Source organism: Rhizobium mesoamericanum STM3625 (assembly GCF_000312665.1).
Taxonomy (GTDB): domain Bacteria; phylum Pseudomonadota; class Alphaproteobacteria; order Rhizobiales; family Rhizobiaceae; genus Rhizobium; species Rhizobium mesoamericanum.
Map to the genome: position 1 here is coordinate 960,452 of NZ_HF536773.1, position 19,442 is coordinate 979,893.

At 59.9% G+C, this 19,442-nt stretch carries 16 protein-coding genes and 1 pseudogene; 13 read left to right on the top strand and 4 right to left on the bottom strand.

Annotation, left to right across the window (positions count from 1 at the left end; genetic code table 11):
- The first annotated feature begins 7 nt into the window (after positions 1-7).
- From BN77_RS24695 to BN77_RS24710, 4 genes are all read left to right on the top strand, one after another.
- Positions 8-658, top strand: coding sequence for an urea amidolyase associated protein UAAP2 (locus BN77_RS24695; RefSeq protein ID WP_007537238.1), 651 nt, complete (start codon positions 8-10; stop codon positions 656-658).
- 2 nt (positions 659-660) lie between these two features.
- Positions 661-4,200: an urea carboxylase gene (gene uca, locus BN77_RS24700; RefSeq protein ID WP_007537240.1), complete on the top strand. Its 3,540-nt coding sequence runs from the start codon at positions 661-663 to the stop codon at positions 4,198-4,200.
- 3 nt (positions 4,201-4,203) lie between these two features.
- Complete coding sequence (atzF, locus tag BN77_RS24705) at positions 4,204-6,015, top strand: allophanate hydrolase (protein ID WP_007537243.1); 1,812 nt, start codon at positions 4,204-4,206, stop codon at positions 6,013-6,015.
- A gap of 311 nt (positions 6,016-6,326) precedes the next feature.
- Positions 6,327-7,124 (top strand): creatininase family protein, encoded by a 798-nt coding sequence (locus BN77_RS24710; protein ID WP_007537245.1) that lies wholly within the window; start codon positions 6,327-6,329, stop codon positions 7,122-7,124.
- Between the two features lie 21 nt (positions 7,125-7,145).
- On the opposite strand, the gene BN77_RS24715 is transcribed toward BN77_RS24710, so the two are convergent.
- Complete coding sequence (locus BN77_RS24715; RefSeq protein ID WP_007537248.1) at positions 7,146-8,096, bottom strand: LysR family transcriptional regulator; 951 nt, start codon at positions 8,094-8,096, stop codon at positions 7,146-7,148.
- Positions 8,097-8,278: 182 nt separating this feature from the next.
- On the opposite strand from BN77_RS24715, the gene BN77_RS24720 reads away from it, so the two are divergent.
- From BN77_RS24720 to BN77_RS24745, 6 genes are all read left to right on the top strand, one after another.
- Positions 8,279-9,292: an ABC transporter substrate-binding protein gene (locus BN77_RS24720; protein ID WP_007537250.1), complete on the top strand. Its 1,014-nt coding sequence runs from the start codon at positions 8,279-8,281 to the stop codon at positions 9,290-9,292.
- A gap of 68 nt (positions 9,293-9,360) precedes the next feature.
- Positions 9,361-10,185, top strand: a complete 825-nt coding sequence (locus BN77_RS24725; protein ID WP_007537252.1) for an ABC transporter ATP-binding protein — start codon at positions 9,361-9,363, stop codon at positions 10,183-10,185.
- Entirely contained in the window at positions 10,185-11,027 is an 843-nt protein-coding gene (locus BN77_RS24730; protein ID WP_007537254.1) for an ABC transporter permease, read from the top strand. Before BN77_RS24725 ends, BN77_RS24730 begins: the two co-directional genes overlap by 1 nt.
- Complete coding sequence (locus BN77_RS24735) at positions 11,027-12,340, top strand: cytosine deaminase (RefSeq protein WP_007537256.1); 1,314 nt, start codon at positions 11,027-11,029, stop codon at positions 12,338-12,340. The genes BN77_RS24730 and BN77_RS24735 overlap by 1 nt, the downstream gene beginning before the upstream one ends.
- Position 12,341: 1 nt before the next feature.
- Positions 12,342-13,751 carry an FAD-binding oxidoreductase gene (locus BN77_RS24740; RefSeq protein ID WP_007537259.1) on the top strand — a complete coding sequence of 470 codons (1,410 nt, stop codon included), beginning with the start codon at positions 12,342-12,344 and terminating at the stop codon, positions 13,749-13,751.
- Entirely contained in the window at positions 13,748-14,329 is a 582-nt protein-coding gene (locus tag BN77_RS24745; protein ID WP_007537261.1) for an NAD(P)H-dependent oxidoreductase, read from the top strand. Before BN77_RS24740 ends, BN77_RS24745 begins: the two co-directional genes overlap by 4 nt.
- 21 nt (positions 14,330-14,350) lie before the next feature.
- On the opposite strand, the gene BN77_RS24750 is transcribed toward BN77_RS24745, so the two are convergent.
- The gene (locus BN77_RS24750) at positions 14,351-14,740 is read right to left on the bottom strand and encodes a RidA family protein (RefSeq protein WP_007537264.1); all 390 of its coding nucleotides are present in this window, start codon (positions 14,738-14,740) and stop codon (positions 14,351-14,353) included.
- 300 nt (positions 14,741-15,040) lie between these two features.
- Between BN77_RS24750 and BN77_RS32530 the strand changes: the two are divergent.
- A pseudogene (locus BN77_RS32530) lies at positions 15,041-15,446 on the top strand (type IV secretory system conjugative DNA transfer family protein); the annotation flags it as partial.
- Here the strand turns inward: BN77_RS32530 and BN77_RS24755 are convergent.
- Positions 15,434-16,138 carry an SDR family oxidoreductase gene (locus BN77_RS24755; RefSeq protein ID WP_007537266.1) on the bottom strand — a complete coding sequence of 235 codons (705 nt, stop codon included), beginning with the start codon at positions 16,136-16,138 and terminating at the stop codon, positions 15,434-15,436. The pseudogene BN77_RS32530 and the gene BN77_RS24755 sit on opposite strands and share 13 nt — an antisense overlap.
- Before the next feature lie 115 nt (positions 16,139-16,253).
- On the opposite strand from BN77_RS24755, the gene BN77_RS24760 reads away from it, so the two are divergent.
- Positions 16,254-17,165, top strand: coding sequence for a LysR family transcriptional regulator (locus BN77_RS24760; RefSeq protein ID WP_007537268.1), 912 nt, complete (start codon positions 16,254-16,256; stop codon positions 17,163-17,165).
- Positions 17,166-17,258: 93 nt separating this feature from the next.
- On the opposite strand, the gene BN77_RS24765 is transcribed toward BN77_RS24760, so the two are convergent.
- Positions 17,259-17,966: a GntR family transcriptional regulator gene (locus BN77_RS24765; protein ID WP_040678757.1), complete on the bottom strand. Its 708-nt coding sequence runs from the start codon at positions 17,964-17,966 to the stop codon at positions 17,259-17,261.
- A gap of 339 nt (positions 17,967-18,305) precedes the next feature.
- Here BN77_RS24765 and BN77_RS24770 point away from each other — a divergent pair, with 339 nt between their 5' ends.
- The gene (locus BN77_RS24770) at positions 18,306-19,433 is read left to right on the top strand and encodes a BMP family ABC transporter substrate-binding protein (RefSeq protein WP_007537272.1); all 1,128 of its coding nucleotides are present in this window, start codon (positions 18,306-18,308) and stop codon (positions 19,431-19,433) included.
- Positions 19,434-19,442: the final 9 nt, after the last annotated feature.

A 19,442-nucleotide genomic window follows, 5' to 3' on the forward strand; every position in this document is an offset into this window, starting at 1 on the left:
GAAGACGATGTCCGATTTCATCCAGACCTCTCCTGCCCGCAGCCTGCAGAATGCGGCGCAGGATCATTTCATCGCGGCCGAAGCCCCATGGTCCGGCATTGTGCGCAAGGGCCAGACCATCCGCATCGAGGACAGTTTTGGCCAGCAGGCAATCGACACGCTCTTCTACCGTGCCGATGATTTCTCCGAGCGCTATTCCAATCAGGATACGATGCGCATGCAGGGTGCCGCCTATATCGGCATCGGCACGAAGATCATGTCGAATGAGGGCAATGTCATGCTGACCATGACGGCCGACAGCTGCGGCCGCCATGATACGTCCGCCGGCGCCTGCTCCTGCGAGAGCAATACGGTGCGCTTCGGCCACGGAACGAAATACCTGCATGCCTGCCGAGACAACTTCGTTCTCGAAGTCAGCAAGCACGGCATGAGCAAGCGCGATATCGTGCCGAACATCAATTTTTTCATGAACGTGCCGATCAAGCCGAATGGCGAAATGACGATCGTCGACGGCATCTCGGCGCCAGGCGACTATGTCGAGCTAGTCGCGGACATGGACGTGCTCTGTGTCATCTCCAACTGCCCGCAGATCAACAATCCCTGCAACGGTTTCGACCCGACGCCGATCCGCGTTCTCATCTGGGATGGCGAGGACTGAGCATGTTCAAGAAAGTCCTGATCGCCAACCGTGGCGAAATTGCTATCCGGGTTATCAAGACCCTGAGGCGGATGGGCATCGCCTCGGTCGCCGTCTATTCCGATGCCGATCGTTTCGCCAGGCCGGCGATGATTGCTGATGAAGCAGTGCGTCTCGGCGCGGCACCGGCCAGCGAAAGCTATCTCAATGTCGATGCGGTCATCGCCGCGTGCAAGGCGACAGGCGCTGAGGCCGTACATCCAGGCTACGGCTTCCTGTCGGAAAATATCGGTTTTGCCGAGCGGCTCGCCGCCGAAGGCGTCGCCTTCATCGGGCCACGGCCCGAGCACCTCTCTGCCTTCGGCCTGAAGCATACCGCGCGCGAACTCGCCAAGGCGAGCGGCGTGCCGCTTTTGCCCGGCACCGGTCTGCTTTCGAGCGCCGATGAAGCGCTCGAGGCGGCCGAAAGGATCGGCTATCCCGTCATGCTGAAAAGCACGGCCGGCGGCGGCGGCATCGGCATGCAGCTCTGCGCCGACGCCGGAAGCCTGAAAGCGTCCTTCGAAAGCGTGCAGCGCACCGCCCGGGCAAGCTTTGGCGACGCGCGCGTCTATGTCGAGCGTTTCGTGGCTGATGCCCGGCATGTCGAAGTGCAGATCTTCGGTGACGGCAAAGGCAAGGTCATCGCACTTGGCGAGCGCGACTGCTCGCTGCAGCGACGCAACCAGAAGGTGGTCGAGGAGACCCCAGCCCCCGGACTTTCCACCGCAACCCGCGCCCGGCTGCATAAGGCGGCTGTCGATCTCGGTGCCGCCGTCTCCTATGAATCCGCCGGCACCGTCGAATTCATCTATGATCCGCTACGCGAGGAATTCTATTTCCTCGAGGTAAACACCCGTCTGCAGGTCGAACATCCGGTTACCGAAGCCGTCTTCGGCATCGACCTTGTCGAATGGATGATCCGTCAGGCGGCGGGCGAGGAGGTGCTGTCAGGCGCCGAAGCTCTGCCGCCGAAAGGAGCTGCAATCGAAGTGCGGGTGTATGCCGAGATGCCGCACGCCGATTTCCGGCCGAGCGCCGGTCTGCTGACCAAGGTCGTTTTTCCCGAAGACGCGCGCATCGACGGCTGGATCGAGACCGGCACTGAGGTGACGCCCTTCTACGACCCTATGCTCGCCAAGGTGATCGTTTCCGCTGAAGATCGTCCGGCGGCGATCGAAAAGCTGAAGGCGGCCCTTGCCGGCACATCGATATCCGGCATCGAGACAAATCTCGACTATCTCAGCACAATCGCCGGCTCCGATCTCCTCGCCAGCGGCAAGGTCGCGACGACGGCGTTGCGCGACTTTACCTTCGTTCCTGACGTCATCGAGGTCATCGCACCGGGCGCCCAGTCCAGCATCCAGGAACTGCCGGGCCGGCTTGGCCTCTGGCATGTCGGCGTGCCGCCGAGCGGCCCTATGGATGAGCACTCCTTTCGCCATGCCAATCGCCTTGTCGGCAATGGCGACGCGGTCGCAGCACTCGAGCTGACGGTGTCCGGCCCGGTGTTGAAATTTTATACCGATACCGTGGTTGCCCTTGCCGGCGCTAGGATGACAATGAGCGTTGATGGCGAGAAACTGCCGCATGGCGAGGCCGTCACCATCCGTGCCGGCCAGATCCTCGTCATCGGCAGTATCGATGGACCGGGACAACGGGCTTACCTTGCTGTCGCTGGCGGTTTTGCGGCTCCCATCGTGCTCGGCTCGCGCGCCACCTTCGGTCTCGGCCAGTTCGGCGGCAATGCCACCGGTACGCTGAAAACCGGCCATGTCCTTCATCTTGCCCGTCGGGTGGCCGCCGAAGCGCCCAAGCCGGCGACGGAGCCGGCAGAGCTGACGCACGAATGGGATGTCGGTGTTGTCTACGGTCCGCATGGCGCGCCTGATTTCTTTCAGGATAGCGATATCGAGACGTTGTTTTCGACGAGCTACGAGGTGCATTTCAACAGCGCTCGCACCGGCGTGCGTCTGATCGGCCCCGCGCCGAAATGGGCGCGCAGCGATGGCGGCGAGGCTGGCCTCCATCCGTCCAATCTGCATGACAATGCCTATGCGATCGGCGCGATCGATTTCACCGGCGACATGCCGATCATCCTCGGACCCGACGGGCCGAGCCTTGGCGGCTTCGTCTGCCCGGCAGTCATTGCTCGCGACGAGAAATGGAAGATGGGCCAGTTCAAGCCGGGTGATCGTATCCGCTTCCATCCCGTCGCGCGGCCTGAGGATCCGGTTGCGGGGCCGTCGGTGCACCGGGCGAAGGAGGAAAGAGGTTCGCCGATCCTCGCCAAAAGCGACGACGGGCCTGTCTCGGTTGTCTACCGCCGACAAGGCGATGACAATCTGTTGGTCGAATATGGATCGATGACACTCGATATCGCCTTGCGGCTCCGGGTGCATCTCTTGATGCAGGCCGTCTCGAAGGCCCGGTTGCCCGGTATCATCGATCTCACCCCCGGCATCCGTTCGCTGCAGATTCACTATGACGGCACGATGCTGACCCGCAGACGCCTGCTCGGCCTGCTGGCCGAGATCGAGGCAAGCCTGCCGGCAGCCCAGGACGTCAAGGTACCGAGCCGCATCGTCCATTTGCCGCTTTCCTGGAACGATCCGGATGCGGAGCTTGCCATGCGCAAGTATCAGGAACTCGTGCGGCCGAACGCGCCCTGGTGCCCTGACAACATCGAGTTCATCCGCCGCATCAACGGACTGGCCGACGAACAAGCCGTGCGCGACGTCGTTTTCGACGCCAGCTATCTCGTGCTTGGCCTCGGCGATGTCTATCTCGGCGCGCCGGTTGCCACCCCGGTCGATCCGCGCCATCGCCTGGTGACGACGAAATACAATCCGGCCCGCACATGGACGCCTGAAAATGCCGTCGGCATTGGCGGAGCCTACATGTGCATCTATGGCATGGAGGGTCCCGGCGGTTACCAGCTCTTCGGCCGTACCATCCAGGTCTGGAATACATGGCGGCAGACACCAGTCTTCGCCAAGGATAAGCCGTGGCTGCTGGATTTCTTCGATCAGATCCGCTTCTTCCCGGTCAGCCATCAGGAGTTGGCGGAAGCCCGCAGCGCCTTCCCGCATGGCGGCTATCCAGTCCGGATCGAAGAGACGGAATTCTCCTACGCCGCCTATGAGCGGGAATTGCACGCCAATGCCGCCTCGATCGGAAGCTTCAAGACACGCCAGCAGGCCGCCTTCGATGCAGAGCGCCAACGCTGGAAGGAGGCGGGCCTCGACAGCTTTGTCACCGACGAAGGCTCCGGCGAAAGCCCGGATGGGGACATTCCCGAAGGCTGCTTCGGCGTTGCCAGCGCCGTTCCCGGTAATATTTGGAAACTGCTGGTCGAGCCGGGCGCACCGGTGGCGGCCGGCGACACGCTTGCCATCATCGAATCCATGAAAATGGAAATCAACGTTACCGCACATGCGCCAGGCCGCGTCCGTGACCTGCGCGCTGGCCCCGGGCGAAACGTCAAAGCGGGCGATATCATTGTTGTTGTGGAGGAATGCTGACCCATGCTGCCGACCATTCTTGACCTGTCCAGCCTTCGCGCAGCCTATGAGGCAGGCAAAAGCCCGCTCGATATCATCGAGATCGTCATTGCCCGCCGGGCCGCCTCGACGGATCCCGCCATTTTCATCACGCCGACGCCGGATGAAGCACTACGGGCCGAAGCGCGCGCCCTGATTGAGCGCGCACCGGAGCCGAACAGCCTGCCGCTTTGGGGCATTCCCTTCGCGGTAAAGGACAATATCGACGTGTCGGGCCTGCCGACGACAGCAGCCTGCCCTGCCTTTTCGTACCAGCCGGAGAAGGACGCAACTGTTGTTGCGAGGCTTCGGGCCGCGGGCGCAATCGTCATCGGTAAGACCAATCTCGACCAGTTTGCGACCGGCCTTAACGGCACACGCTCGCCCTATGGAGCGCCGCGCTCGGTCTTCGATAAGAACTATGTGTCGGGCGGCTCGAGCTCAGGCTCGGCGGTTGCCGTCGCCTCGGGCCTTGCAAGCTTCGCGCTCGGCACGGACACCGCCGGCTCGGGTCGCGTGCCGGCGGCATTCAACAATCTCGTCGGCATCAAACCGACACCGGGACTGGTGCCGAATGTCGGGGTCGTGCCTGCCTGCCGCAGCGTCGATGTGGTCACCGTCTTTGCTCCAACGGTCGGCGACGGCGTCGCAATCCGCAAGGTGATGGAGGGTTACGATGCCGCCGATCCGTACTCGCGCAAGGCGGTTCCAGCGAGCCTTCCCGCCTCCGGTCTGCGGATCGGCGTGCTCGACGGAGCCGAGCGGGAATTTTTTGGCAACAGGCAGGTCGAAGCTCTCTACGACGCCGCGATCGGAAGCGCGCGCGCTCTCGGCGCCACCGTCGTTCCCTTCGACTACGCGCCGTTCCGGCAGGCGGCCGAACTGCTCTACAACGGCCCCTGGGTCGCCGAGCGGCTGGCGGCGGTGAAGGAGTTTCTTGAAACGAATGCCGCCGACTTCGACCTGACGGTGCGGGCCATTATCGAAGGCGCCAGAGCTTATGATGCCGTCGACGCCTTCGAAGGCCGGTACAAGCTGGAAGCGCTGCGGCAGAAAACCCGCTCTGAATGGGACAAGGTTGACCTGCTGATGCTGCCGACGTCCCCCACAACCTATACAGTCGAAGAAATGCAGGCAGACCCGATCGTCAAAAACAGCCATTTCGGCCGCTATACAAACTTTGCCAACTTGCTTGACTGCGCGGCGATTGCCATTCCCGCAGGTTTTGACGCCAGCGGCCATCTGCCCGCAGGTGTGATGCTGGTGGGGCCTGCCTTCACCGACGATGCGATGGCACCCTTCGCCGACGCCATGCACCGAGCGGCGGAGGCCGGCATGGGTAAGGACCGCAAAGCCGCGCTGCCGGAGAAATGCCGCGTGACACCTCCAGCTGATGACGTCGTTCCGATCGTGGTCGTCGGCGCGCATCTGACGGATATGCCGCTGAACCATGAGCTCACGCGTGCGGGCGGATACATGTTGAAAGCCGGACGGACGGATGGCAGCTACCGGCTCTTTGCCCTCAATGGCACGATCCCGCCAAAGCCGGGGCTGGTGCGAGATCCGGATTTTGCCGGCAATGGCGTGGAAGTTGAAGTCTGGGCCCTGCCACCGGCGGCATTCGCCCGTTTCGTCCAGAACATTCCGGCCCCGCTTGGTGTGGGCAAGATCACCCTCGATGATGGAACTTGCGTAACGGGATTTCTCTGCGAGGGCCATGCCGTGATCGGTGGACGAGAGATCACCGAGTTCGGCGGCTGGCGCAACTTTATCATGGCAACCAGCCCGGCGGCCTGAAGCTGGGATTGAAAAACTTCTGTCAAAGGTGATGCAGCTCGTTCTCTGGAAGCTCCTATCCCCGTGCAATCTGGACGCGTAGGCGATAGGAGCCTTCAGCTCGTTGATTTCTGTGCGTCGTTGTCTGGAAGCGGCGCACACTTTCCTGCGCCTTGCCCTCATTTCATAGATGTCTGCGATGGGCAAATGCTCTTAAAGAGCGATAGAGCTTCACCAGCCTCTAAAAGGCATCGGTATGGGCGCAAATTGATGCTTTTCGTGCGCAATTAATTTCCCTACTCACTGCTAGACAAGCAATGAGAGGTGCGGCGATGGCGATGCCATTCTACTGGAATGAACTGAACAGCTACGATTTTGCCGGGCTTTCCGCTGACACCACGATCGCCGTGCTTCCCATCGCCTCGACCGAACAGCATGGCCCTCATCTGCCTGTCGCAACCGATGTCGCCATTGCCCACGGCATGCTTGCCGAGTTGCGCAAGCAGAAGCCCGCCGATCTCGATTGTCTGGTGCTTCCAACACAGGAGGTCGGCAAGGCCAATGAACATATCTACGGACCGGGAACGTTATCGCTTAGCGCCGAACTGCTCATTCCGGTCTGGACAGCGATCGGCGCCAAGGTCGCCGAAGCCGGCATCCGCAAGATGGTGATCGTCAATTCGCATGGCGGCAATGTCGATATCATGAGCATCGTCGCGAGGGAGCTGCGCGTGCGCTATGCGATGGCCGTGGTCTCCACGCAATGGGGCCGCTTCGGTCATCCCCAAGGCATGATCAGCGAAAATGAACTGAAATACGGCATCCATGGCGGCGAGGTGGAAACGTCGCTCATGCTCTACTTCCGGCCCGATCTGGTACGGATGGACAAGGCCGAGAATTTCACGTCCAAGGCGGAATGGATGCGCGAGCACACGAAATACATGCAGCCGTTGCCGCCGCATTCGCTGGCCTGGATCGCCCACGACCTCAATCCCTATGGCGTCGTCGGCGACGCATCTCTCGGCACAGCCGAAAAGGGCGAAGCCATCTGCCGCCATCAGGTCAAGGGTTTTGTCGAACTGCTTTATGATCTGAAGAACTATCCGCTTTCCAACCTTTACTCGCAGTAAAGCCTTGTCGCGAATCGTGGCTCAAATCGCAACGGAAGTATCCGCCGTGATGTGACCCTTGGCCTGCAGCTCCTGCACGAGGCCGGCCAGTTCGGCGAGAAGATATTCGACGAACAGGCTGGTGGCGGAATCAAGTGGCGCGCGTGCGCGGGCAAAAAGCTTCATCGGCTGGCGGCGCCCGTGTGGCTCCGCGATCGGTCGGAAGACCAGTTCGCCCTGCCGGCATTCGTTGATGACATCGAGCGGGTTCAGGATCGTCAGCCCCGCCCCGGATTTGACCAGCTTCTTCAGCATCTCCGATGCATTGGTTTCGAGCACCGGTTCGACATGCACGTCCAAGCGCGCCAAAGCCAGATTGATCACGTCGCGCAGGCTGGTCCCTTGCTGCGCCAGCACGAGCCGCTCCTGGACGATATCGGCCAGATTGATCGGCCCAGAGCCGATCAGGTGGTGACCGGGCGGCAGAACCACGCCGATCGGAATGTCGAAATTGCCGAGCGTTCGGATGCCGGGCGTTGCCGGAATATTGAAGCCGAGGCCGATATCGACTTCGCCTGACAGCACCGGATTGACCGTCATCGTGCCGGCGTCGTTGCGCAATTGCATGAAGACGCGCGGATGCTCCGATTGGAACCGCGCAATGATTTCCGGCAACGGGCCTGCCGCTAGGCCGACCGTCGTTACCAGCCGCACCTTGCCCGCCTGCTGCATCTTCAGGCTGCGGATGCGCCCCTCCAGCCGCTCGTAATTCTTCAAGACCTCTCGGATGTGTTCAATGCAGAGTTCGCCGGCCGCCGTCAGGCGCAGGCCACGCGGCAGCCGCTCGAACAGCGGCGCTCCCATTTCTTCTTCCAATGCGAGAATCTGCCGATTGATCGCCGAAGACGCCACATTCAGCCGCGCCGCTGCTTTGCGGATCGAGCCGGAGCGTGCGATTTCGTTGATATAGAGAAGTTTTCTGGAGTGCAGCATCACAACCTCGTTGCACAAAAATAAAGCATACAGCGCAAATTAGGCACAGGCATCCCTAGAGATGCCGAAAAGGCATCGTTGCGCACGAAATTTGATGCTTTTCAAAGAGCAAAGCAATCGCTCCTATGAAGAAAATCGAACGTCGCCTCAGACGTTGCGAGTTCAGAAGGGGAACGTCGATCATGTCCAATATATTGAAGCACAGCGTCTCTTCCGCCCTTGTAGGTCTTGGTGGAATGTTAGCCTGCATGGCTGGCGCGCACGCGGCCGATAAAGTCAGCTATGGCACCAACTGGCTGGCGCAGGCCGAACATGGCGGTTTCTATCAGGCGGTCGCCGATGGCACCTATGCGAAACACGGCCTCGATGTGACGATCGTCCAGGGAGGCCCGAATGCGGCAAACAGCGCACTGCTGATCTCCGGCAAGATCGATTTCTACATGGGTGGGCCGCAGGCCGAGATCTCGGCCGTCGAACAGGGCATTCCGCTCGTCGACGTCGCGGCGATCTTCCAGAAAGACCCGCAAGTGCTGATCGCGCATCCCGATGCCGGCATCGAAAAATTCGAAGACCTTGCGAAGCTCAAGACGCTGTTTCTCGGCAAGGACGGTTATCTCAGCTATTTCGAATGGATGAAGGCAAACTTCAAAGGCTTCAGGGACGAGCAGTACAAGCCCTATAACTTCAGCCCGGCGCCGTTCCTTGCTGACAAGGAGTCGGCGCAGCAGGGCTACCTCACCTCCGAACCCTATGAGATCCAGAAGCAGGCCGGCTTCGAGCCGAAGGTCTTCCTGCTCGCCGACAACGGATACTCGCCCTACTCGACGATGATCACCACCACGAAGGCGATGATCGACAGCAAGCCCGATGTCGTCCAGCGCTTCGTCGATGCCTCGATCGAAGGCTGGTACCACTATCTCTACGGCGACAACGCCAAGGCCAACGAACTGATCAAGAAGGACAATCCTGAAATGACGGATGGCCAGATCGCCTATTCCATCGCCAAGATGAAGGAATACGGCATCATCGAATCAGGCGACAGCCTCGACAAGGGCATCGGCTGCCTGACGGACGCGCATTACAAGGCCTTCTTCGACGAGATGGTGGCGATCAAGGTGTTCAAGCCGGAGACGGACTACACCAAGGCATTCACGACGAAATTCGTCTGCAAGGGCACCGGAATGGCGATGAAATAAGCGGCAAACGCCGCCTGCGATCCGCCGCCAACACGGCGGATCATTCCCCTGCATGAACGAGACAGGCAATGCCCCCAGCAGAAGCTCAGGCCCTATCACCGAAACAGACGCGCAAGCGGCCACTGGTCGTCATGCATTCGGTTTCGAAAGTCTTCTCCAGCGGAACCGTGGCCCTTTCCAACATGTCGCTTACCGTTGAAAGCGGAGAGTTCATTAGCCTGCTCGGCCCGTCCGGCTGCGGTAAATCCACGGCGCTGCGCATCATTGCAGGTCTCGGCAATGTCACCTCGGGTGCGATCGACTGGCCGAGTTCGCGTATCAACTCCAAAGGTCTCCCGGAGGGCGACATCAGCTTCGTCTTTCAGGAGCCGACGCTCATGCCCTGGAAGAACGTGTTCGACAATGTCCATCTGCCGTTGAAGCTGAAACATATTTCGAAGGCAGCGGCGCACGACCGAATCCTGGAGGCGCTGAGCACGGTCGGACTTCAGGATTTCGCCAGGGCCTATCCCCGCGAACTGTCCGGCGGCATGAAGATGCGTGTGTCGATTGCCCGGGCGCTGGTGACCAGGCCGAAGCTGCTGCTGATGGACGAGCCCTTCGCAGCACTGGACGAGATCACCCGCCAGAGGCTGAATGACGACGTCCTGCGTCTTTGGAAAACGACCGGCATCACCGTCATCTTCGTCACCCATTCAGTGTTCGAATCCGCCTATCTCTCGAACCGCATCGTCGTGATGAAGGCAAGGCCGGGACGCGTGCATGCCGATCTGCCGCTGACGACCAGTCTGGAACGCGACGCCCATTACCGCACTTCGGAAGAATACCGCAAAGCCTGCGAGACGGTCTCGCATTCGCTGATCGGGGCGATCAACGCGGCGGAGGATCATTGATGAGTGACGAGACCGCCGCAGCGCCGCTGCTTTTCAAAACCACTGCAAGCGCGAGGCGCCGAAATCTCGCGCTGCGCATCTCGATCCCCCTCCTCGTGATCGCGGCGCTGATCCTGATATGGTATGCCTATGTGAAGCTGTCCGGCGTGCCGCCCTACATCCTGCCGGGTCCGGCCGCGGTCGCCAGTGCCTTCGTAACCGATTGGGGCACGCTTGCCCCTGCTCTCTGGGTCACCACCAAGATTACGCTCATGTCGCTGATGCTGGCGCTCTGCGGCGGCGTCGGTTTTGCGATCTTCCTCGTGCAGTCGCGCTGGATCGAACTCGCTTTCTATCCGCTCGCGGTCATTCTTCAGGTCACGCCGATCGTGGCGATCTCGCCGCTCATCCTGATCTATGCGCCGTCCACTCAGGTGGCGCTGCTAATCTGCGCCTTCCTCGTCGCCTTTTTCCCGATACTTTCGAATATGGTCCAGGGGCTGAAAAGCGTCGATCACAATCTCATCAACCTGTTTGAGCTCTACGGTGCCTCGCGCTGGCAAACGCTGCTCTTTCTCAAGCTGCCGGCCGCCCAGCCCTATTTCATGACCGGCCTCAGGATCGGCGGCGGCCTTGCGCTGATTGCCGCCGTCGTCGCGGAATTTGCCGCAGGCTCGGCGGGCGCCGGCTCCGGCCTTGCCTTCCGGCTCCTCGAAGCACAATACCGGCTCAATATTCCGCGCCTCTTCGCGGCGCTGCTTTTGCTCTCCCTGCTCGGCGTGGCGATCTTCGCCGTCACCTCCTTCATTTCGTGGCTTGCCCTGCACCGCTGGCACGAGAGCAGCCTGAAACGGGAAAACTGATGACCTATTCCTTCATCTCCCCGCCCAATGCCGGCCGCTTCGTGCTGAGCAATGCGACCCTGCCTGCCGCGGCCGTCACCGGTTATGAGGCACCTGTCGTCGAGGGGCTCGTCAGGGCCGATATCGTCATCGCGGAAGGCATGATTTCGGCCCTGTTGCCGCCGGGCGAAGCACCGGTCGAATTGGCGAAAACCGACCTGAAGGAGGGCATGGTCTGGCCTTGCTTCGCCGACATGCATACGCATCTCGACAAGGGCCACATCTGGCCGCGCAACGCCAATCCGGACGGCACCTTCCCGGGAGCCTTGGAGGCTGTGCGGGCAGACCGCGAGGCGAATTGGACAGCCGCCGACGTGAAGAAGCGCATGGAGTTTTCCCTGCGTTCGGCCTACGCGCACGGCACCAGCCTGATCCGGACCCATCTCGACTCACTGGCGCCGCAGCACCGTATTTCCTTCGAAGTCTTTGCCGAGATGCGCGATGTCTGGAAGGACAGGATCGCTTTGCAGGCAGTGGCGCTGTTTCCGATGGAAAACATGGCGGACACGGCCTATTTCGCCGATCTCGTCACCATAGTCCGCGAAAAGGGCGGGCTGATCGGCGGCGTCAGCCGGATGAGCGCCGATCTCGACCGTAACCTCGACATGCTGTTTAAAGCCGCGGCCGATAACGGCCTCGATGTCGATCTCCATGTCGACGAGACCGACGATCCGGCTGCGGAGACCCTGAAGGCGATCGCAGAAGCGGTGCTGCGCAACCGCTTCGACGGCAAGGTGACAGCCGGCCATTGCTGCTCGCTCGCCCGCCAGGACGAAGAGACGGCAAAACGTACGGTCGAACTCGTCGCGCGGGCCGGCCTCGCCATCGTCTCACTGCCGATGTGCAACGTGTATCTCCAGGACCGTTATCCCGGCCGCACACCGCGCTGGCGCGGCGTCACCCTGTTCAAGGAATTGGCAGCGGCCGGCGTTGCAACCGCGGTCGCCTCCGACAATACCCGCGATCCCTTCTACGCCTATGGCGATCTGGATCCGGTGGAGGTTTTCCGCGAGGCGGTCCGCATCCTGCATCTCGACCATCCGCTGGATACTGCCGCGCGTATCGTCACCACCTCGCCCGCCGATATTCTCGGCCGGCGGGATATGGGGCGCATCGCCGTCGGGGCCGCCGCTGATCTCGTGCTCTTCAGCGCCAGACGCTGGAGCGAATTTCTTTCCCGTCCGCAGTCCGACCGCGTCGTCCTTCGCCGCGGCAAGGTAATCGACCGCAGCCTGCCGGACTATCGTGAACTCGACAGCGTCGTTGGAGCCTGACATGCCGGATTATCAGACGATCAAGAAAGAACTCGAAGGCATCGCCATCGAGGATAATCCGGCGCTCGTGCGCCAGAAGAGCCGCGATTTCTACTGGTACTCGCCCATACTGAAGGCGCAGCTCGACAATGTGACGGCCGATCTCGTCGTCACGCCGAAAAACGAAGAAGACGTCATCCGGACGCTGAAGGTTGCCTTCGCGCACGGCGTGCCGGTCACGCCCCGCGGCGGCGGCACCGGCAATTACGGCCAGGCGATGCCACTCTCCGGCGGGATCGTGCTGAACCTTGCCGCCATGGACAAGATCAAGGAAATCCATCCCGGCCGGGTGATCTGCGAACCGGGCATCATCATTGCCCAGCTCGACAAGCAGACCAAGGCTCATTCCGGCCAGGAGCTGCGGTTCCATCCCTCGACGGCGCAGATGGCGACCGTTGGCGGCTTCATTGCAGGCGGCTCGGGCGGCGTCGGCTCGATCACCTGGGGCGGGCTGCGCGATCTCGGCAATATTCTGCGCCTGCGCGTCGTCACCATGGAAGCCGAGCCGCGCGTGCTCGATCTCACCGGCTGGGATCTGCAGAAGGTGAGCCATGCCTACGGCACCAACGGCGTCATCACCGAGATCGAAATGCCGCTTGCGCCTGCCTATGACTGGGTCGATGTTCTCGTCGGTTACGACGACTTCATGGCCTGCGTGCGCTTTTCGGATGCGCTTGCCAAGTGCAACGGCATCCTCGTAAAGGAAATCGCACCGATCGCAGCTCCAATCCCCCACGACTATTTCACCCGCCACAAGCCTTATATCCGCAAGGGGCAGTCGGTGGCGGTGCTGATGATCGCGCCGCATGCGATGGACGCCTTCCTCGCCTTCACTTCGGCCCACAGGGGCGAGGTGATCTTCCGCTCCGACAAGGTCGACAGCATGAAGGGCATCCCGCATGCCTATGAACTTGCCTGGAACCACACGACGCTGCGAGCGCTGAAAGTCGATCCGGGCTTCACCTATCTGCAGGTCCAGTATCCGGGCCCGGATCATGTGGCCAAGGTCGCCAAGATGGTGGAGATCTTCGGCGACGAGGTCCCAGGGCATCTCGAATTCATCAAGTTCGACGGGCAAATCCAGTGCTCCGGTCTGCCGCTGGTGCGCTATACCACCGAGGAGCGTCTCGAAGAGATCATCCAGATTCACCAGGATCACGGCTGCCCGATCTTCAATCCGCATCGCTATACGCTCGAGGAAGGCGGCATGAAGCGCACCGACAAGGTGCAGCTTGCCTTCAAACACGAGACCGACCCAATGGGGCTTCTGAACCCCGGCAAGATGATCGCCTGGGAGAACCCGGACTTCGATTTCAATGCCGGCAAGAACTATCTCTTTCCCGGCCTTGCGAGCGTCATGGAGGCCTCATGAGGGTTCTCGTGCTGCATTCGCATCCGGTGGAGGAAAGCTATGGCAAGACGCTCTATAGACAGACGCTGGATAGCCTGCGCCAAGCCGGTCACGAAGTCGACGGATGCGATCTCTACGCCGAGAATTTCGATCCCGTTCTCTCCCGGCATGACCGGCTCGCCTATCACGACTATCCCGGCAATACCGAACTCGTGAAGTCCTATGTCGAGCGGCTGAAGCGGGCCGAAGGGCTGGTGCTGGTCACGCCGATCTGGAATTTTGGTTTCCCCGCAATATTGAAGGGCTATTTCGACCGCGTCTGGCTTCCGGGCGTCTCCTTCGAACTCGTCGACGGCAAGGTGGAATCGCGGCTGCGCCATATCAGGAAGCTTGCCGCCGTGCTGACTTATGGAGCAACGCCATTCCGCGCCTTTGCCGCCGGCAACCCGCCAAAGAAGATCGTCAAGCGGGTTTTGAGGGCGCAGATCAACCCGCTACGTCCGGTCACTTTCCTTGCTCACTACGACATGAACAACTGTACGCCTGAAACGCGGGCACGTTTTCTGGCGAGGGTGAAGACGTCGATGGAAAACTTCTGAAGCACATCGCGCCACCGCGCATTAGAGCACTTTGGCGGCTGTGACTTCGACCTCGACGAGGAATTCCGGCCGGGTGAAACCGCCGACGATGATGAGCGTCGAGACGGGCTTCGGGTCCAGAGTATACCGATCGCGCACCGCCATATAGGCTGGGAAATCCTCCCGTTTCGTCACGAACCCGGAAATGCGGATGACGTCCGCAAAACTCATCTCCGCATCGGCAAGAATGGCTTTGATCGCTTCGAAGCAGAGCTCGGCCTGCTTGCCGATGTCTTCCGGAACCTCGTCGTCGAGACCAATGCCGAGCTGACCTGAGGTGACGAGCAGGCAAGCACCCGGCGGCACAAGCAACCCATGATTATAATTTCCGAACGGACGGCGAACCGCGGGCGGATTGAAAATCTTTTTCATCGGCATTTCCTGCTATCAGCGGAACACGACACGTCATTCCATCCTGTTGGATAACAAGAGCGGGAATGGGTGGACAGCAATTTCTTTGAATCCCGACACCAATCAAGTTTCACCTGGGCCTCGCAACTTCGCCCCCGCGTGCCGTGCACAAAAAGAACGCAGTTACAAACGAACGCGCAGCCATAAACGCATAACCCTCCCCAGCCCTCGCAATCGCATAGAACTCGCCTCCAACCGGACATACCTCGATGCCGTGAGGCCGCGCTGAAGTTTCTCTATGAACGCCACCGCTTCAGCTGCAAGCATGGGATTAGCCTCACGATGATCTATCAGTCGATCGGCGAGTTGCGCTATGCGTCAACCAAGTGGTTCGAGAGCCAGCTGAATCTCGTTTGCTGCGATCAATGATCCCGAAACAGCCGACTACATCTCCCCGCGCTGCAGCACCACGACCGTCGAGATCGATCAGGTCAGCCGGAGTTTCCAGCCGCGTGGATCCTCGCGCACGCGCTCGAAGCAGCTGGCGTCCCGGTCGCTGATCCAGCCACATGACGTGCTGCGAATGCGTGCCGATGAGCAGATCGTCTTCACGGCCTGCAATGCGCCACTCCGCTGCGGACGAGCCATATGGTTTCGCCGATTGGACATGAAACAAGGAGGCTTTTTTGCACAACGGCGCCTCCTCAAAATAGGTTATGTCAAATGAAGACCGCCATCGACATCGAGGACGACACCCGTGATGAACTTGTTTCTCGCCAGAAATAGAGCCGCCTCCGCGACTTCGTTCGGCTGGCCGGCTCTTCCCAGCGGCGCCTTGCGAGCCTGCTGCTCAAACATATTGGTGGGCTTGTCAGACCACCATGGCGTGTCGATCACTCCGGGAGATATGGCGTTAACGCGGATTGGTGCAAGTTCTCGCGCTAACGTCGGTACCAGTCGCTCAATTGCGCCATTTATTGCTGCAAGCCCCGATGTGCCGGGATTCGCGAACCGCGATGAGGCTGCTGTAATGAACGTGATTGAACCATCTCGGTTCAGGCGAGGCAGAGCGGCTTGCGCAGCGTTGAACTGAACCCAAAATTTAGCTTCGAACCCCCGGCGTACGTCTTCCGCGGCAATCGAGCCGAATGGTCCCGCGCCCGCGCCGCCGGACGCGGCGATGATCAGGTGGTCGATCGGAGAAAGCCGAGCGTACAAGCTATCCATGGCGGATCGATCCGACGCATCAGCCGTCTCGCCATGGGCCATTTCACCCAGTTTGCTGAGTGCATCGGAAAGCTTTGCTGAATCGCGGCCGACAATCGTCGTGTGGTTGTTCGCCTGGATGCTAGATAAGGCGGTGGCTAGGCCAATCCCAGAGGTCCCACCAATGACAACGACATGCGCGTGTCTATCCATTTTCTTTTTTCCTCATTGAACATGCCGAAGCAATGCGGTTGCAAGGAGACTTTTGGCACTTTGTCTGGCATACGTGAAATCGATGGATTGTATAGGACCAATAGATTTGACGTATATGGAACACATCGATCTGAATCTGCTTCGATCGCTGGATGTCTTAATCGAAGAAGAAAATGTTACTCGTGCGGCTCAACGGCTGGGCGTGACACAGCCAGGGCTGTCAGCGCAGCTCGCGAAGCTGCGCGCCATCTTCGGCGATCGCCTTCTGGTCCCCGCGGAAAAGGGGCGTGGTATGGTGGCCACAAGCCGTGCACTCGAATTACGAGAGCCGCTGCGCGCCGCGCTCAAGGATCTTGAGGCCGTCGTACAGACCCCTGCTCGGTTCGATCCGTATTCTGACAAGCGGGATTTTGTGATTGCCACGTCCGATAACGCGGCGATCGTCATCGGTGTGCCCCTTGTCGAAAAACTTCGCAAAGAGGCTGGAAGAGGGATTAGGCTGTCATTTGTACGCGCCGACGCTGACGTATCGTCGCAGCTTGAACGTGGCGACGTTGACCTACTGTTTGGATCCGAACGAGCAGTTCCCGCATCGATGAAAGTGCGCAAACTGATCGATGAAACTTATGTGATGGTTCAGCGGAAAGGGCATCCGAGAGGAAACGTGGCCCTGGATGTCGACACCTATTGTGCTCTGGAGCATGTCCTGGTGTCCACCAGCGGTGGCAGTTTTCACGGTTTCATAGATGAGCAGCTAGAACGACTGGGCCGTCATAGACGTGTTGGTCTTTCCGTCCACCAGTTCGTAATGGCGCCAACAATCGTGGCTTCTACGGATTATGTATCGACTTTGCCGAAACACTTCGCGTGCCGATTTGCGGAATGGCTGGACATTCACGAGCTACCAATCGCAGCTGAAGGTTTTTCCCTGTTCGCCGCATGGCATCCCCGTGCTCATGCAGATCCGGGCCTGGTATGGTTGCGTCAACAGCTTGTCGCAAAGTCCGAATCACGATGGCTGACCTGACCTTCCGCCTTCACACGGAGCGTCGACAACTGGTCCGCATTGGGGCACTTCACTCGCGTCGGGGCTATGTCCGATGGGTTTCATCGTCCAACATCATGGTCCTCGAGGCGGCAGAGTAGAGGCCGCCGGCTCCCCGGCGGCTGCAAACACCGCGCTGGCATCGCTGACCGTCTCCACATGGCAATAAGCCGCCTGAGCCGCGCCTGCGCCATCTGCTCGCATGATCGCGGTTACGATCCGGTCGTGTTCCTCATAGGATTTTGCCAGGCGCCCAGGCAGACGGAACTGCGCCCGCCGAAAGGGTGCCAGCCGGGCCCGCGTCTGGGCCACCATCTCGAAAACATGATCGTTGTGCGCGCCCCGATAAAGACGGGTGTGAAACTCGGTGTTGTAGGCCGCATATTCCTCTTCCGCGCCGGTATGCACGAGCCGCATCGACGCCTTGTGCTCCAGCTCCAGCGTACGCCGCTCATCGACGGTCATACGCTCGGCCGAGAGTCTGGCGCAGATCGCTTCGAGTTCCGCCATCGCCTCGAACATCGAATGCAGATAGGTTTCGGTCACGTTGGTAACGACGGCGCTGCGGTTTGGCTCGCGGTCGACAAGCCCCATCGCCCCGAGTTCACGAAGAGCCTCACGCACGGGTGTGCGCGACACGTCAAAACGGGCGGCAAGCGAGACTTCGTCAAGCTTCTCGCCAGGCAGCATCTGTCCCGTGACGATCATATCGGCAATCGCTCGTACCATCTGTTCGACGGTGGTTCCTGCCCTGATGAGCTCTCTGCGCCTGACTTGCTTCAAGAGATGATTCTGCATTGTTGTGGTTGCATACACATGCCTGCTCCGGCACGCAAAGTCAAACGCCAGTATATACGATTGATATCGCTAGTAAAAACCTATCTTACATGAGTCTTTCGCATGACATCCTCGTGCGACAACAGGGCATCAGGCCATTTTTATAGGCGATGCATATTTTTTGATCTATTATTGAGGTGAAATTGCATGCATTTTTCAATATCCGGTCAGATGCGGGAAATTTTTCTCGCAGAATCAATAGCCTAAATTCTGGCATAACCATTGCATACACTTTTCTGTAACCAAATTGAAAACGGCTAAGACCGCCGTAAGGGGAGCATTCCGATGACCAGACTCCTTTCCATGAAACGACGCCATTTCCTTCAGGCTTCTGCGGCCGCCGCTGTTGTCGGCGCAGCGCCTGGTCTTCTCTCCTCGCGCGCATTCGCGCAGACCGCTCTGACCGTCGGCTTCATCTATGTCGGCCCCAAGGATGACTATGGCTACAACCAGGCGCATGCCGAGGGTGCAGCCCTCGTCAAGGCGTTGCCCGGCATCACCGTCGTTGAAGAAGAGAACGTTCCCGAGACGGTGGATGTTCAAAAAACGATGGAATCGATGATCAATCTCGATGGCGCCACCCTGCTCTTCCCGACCTCCTTCGGTTATTTCGATCCGCATATGCTGGCGATGGCAGTCAAGTATCCCAATGCCCAGTTCCGTCACTGCGGCGGGCTCTGGCAGGAGGGCAAGCATCCGGCCAATACCGGTTCCTATTTCGGCTACATTTTTCAGGGGCAATATTTGAATGGTATCGCCGCGGGTTATGCGACAAAGAGCAAAAAGATAGGCTTCGTGGCCGCCAAACCGATCCCCCAGGTTCTGCAGAATATAAACGCCTTCCTGCTCGGGGCGCGCAGCGTCGATCCGACCATCACCTGCCAGGTAATTTTCACCGGCGAGTGGTCGCTTGCCGTCAAGGAAGCAGAAGCCACCAACGCGCTCGTTGACCAGGGCGCCGACGTCATCACTTGCCATGTCGATAGCCCCAAAGTGGTCGTCGAAACTGCTGCCGGCCGCGGTGCCTTCGTCTGCGGCTATCACGCCAATCAGAGCTCGCTTGCGCCCGAGAAATACCTCACCGGCGCCGAATGGGCCTGGGGAAATGTCTACAGCGACTTCGTTAAGAAGGCCCAGGCCGGAGACAAGCTCGGCAACTTCGTGCGCGGCGGTCTGAAGGACGGTTTCGTGAAGATGAGCGCGCTCGGCCCTGGTGTTTCCGAAGCAGGCCGCAAGGCATTCGAAGCGACACACGCCGATATGATGAAGGGCGCCTTTTCGGTCTTCAAGGGACCGCTGAAGGACAATAAGGGCAACACCGTCGTCACGGCCGACAAGAGCTACTCCGAAGATGCGATCGAGCTCGAAAGCATGAATTATCTGGTCGAGGGTGTCGTCGGATCAACCGCGTAAAAGCGACAG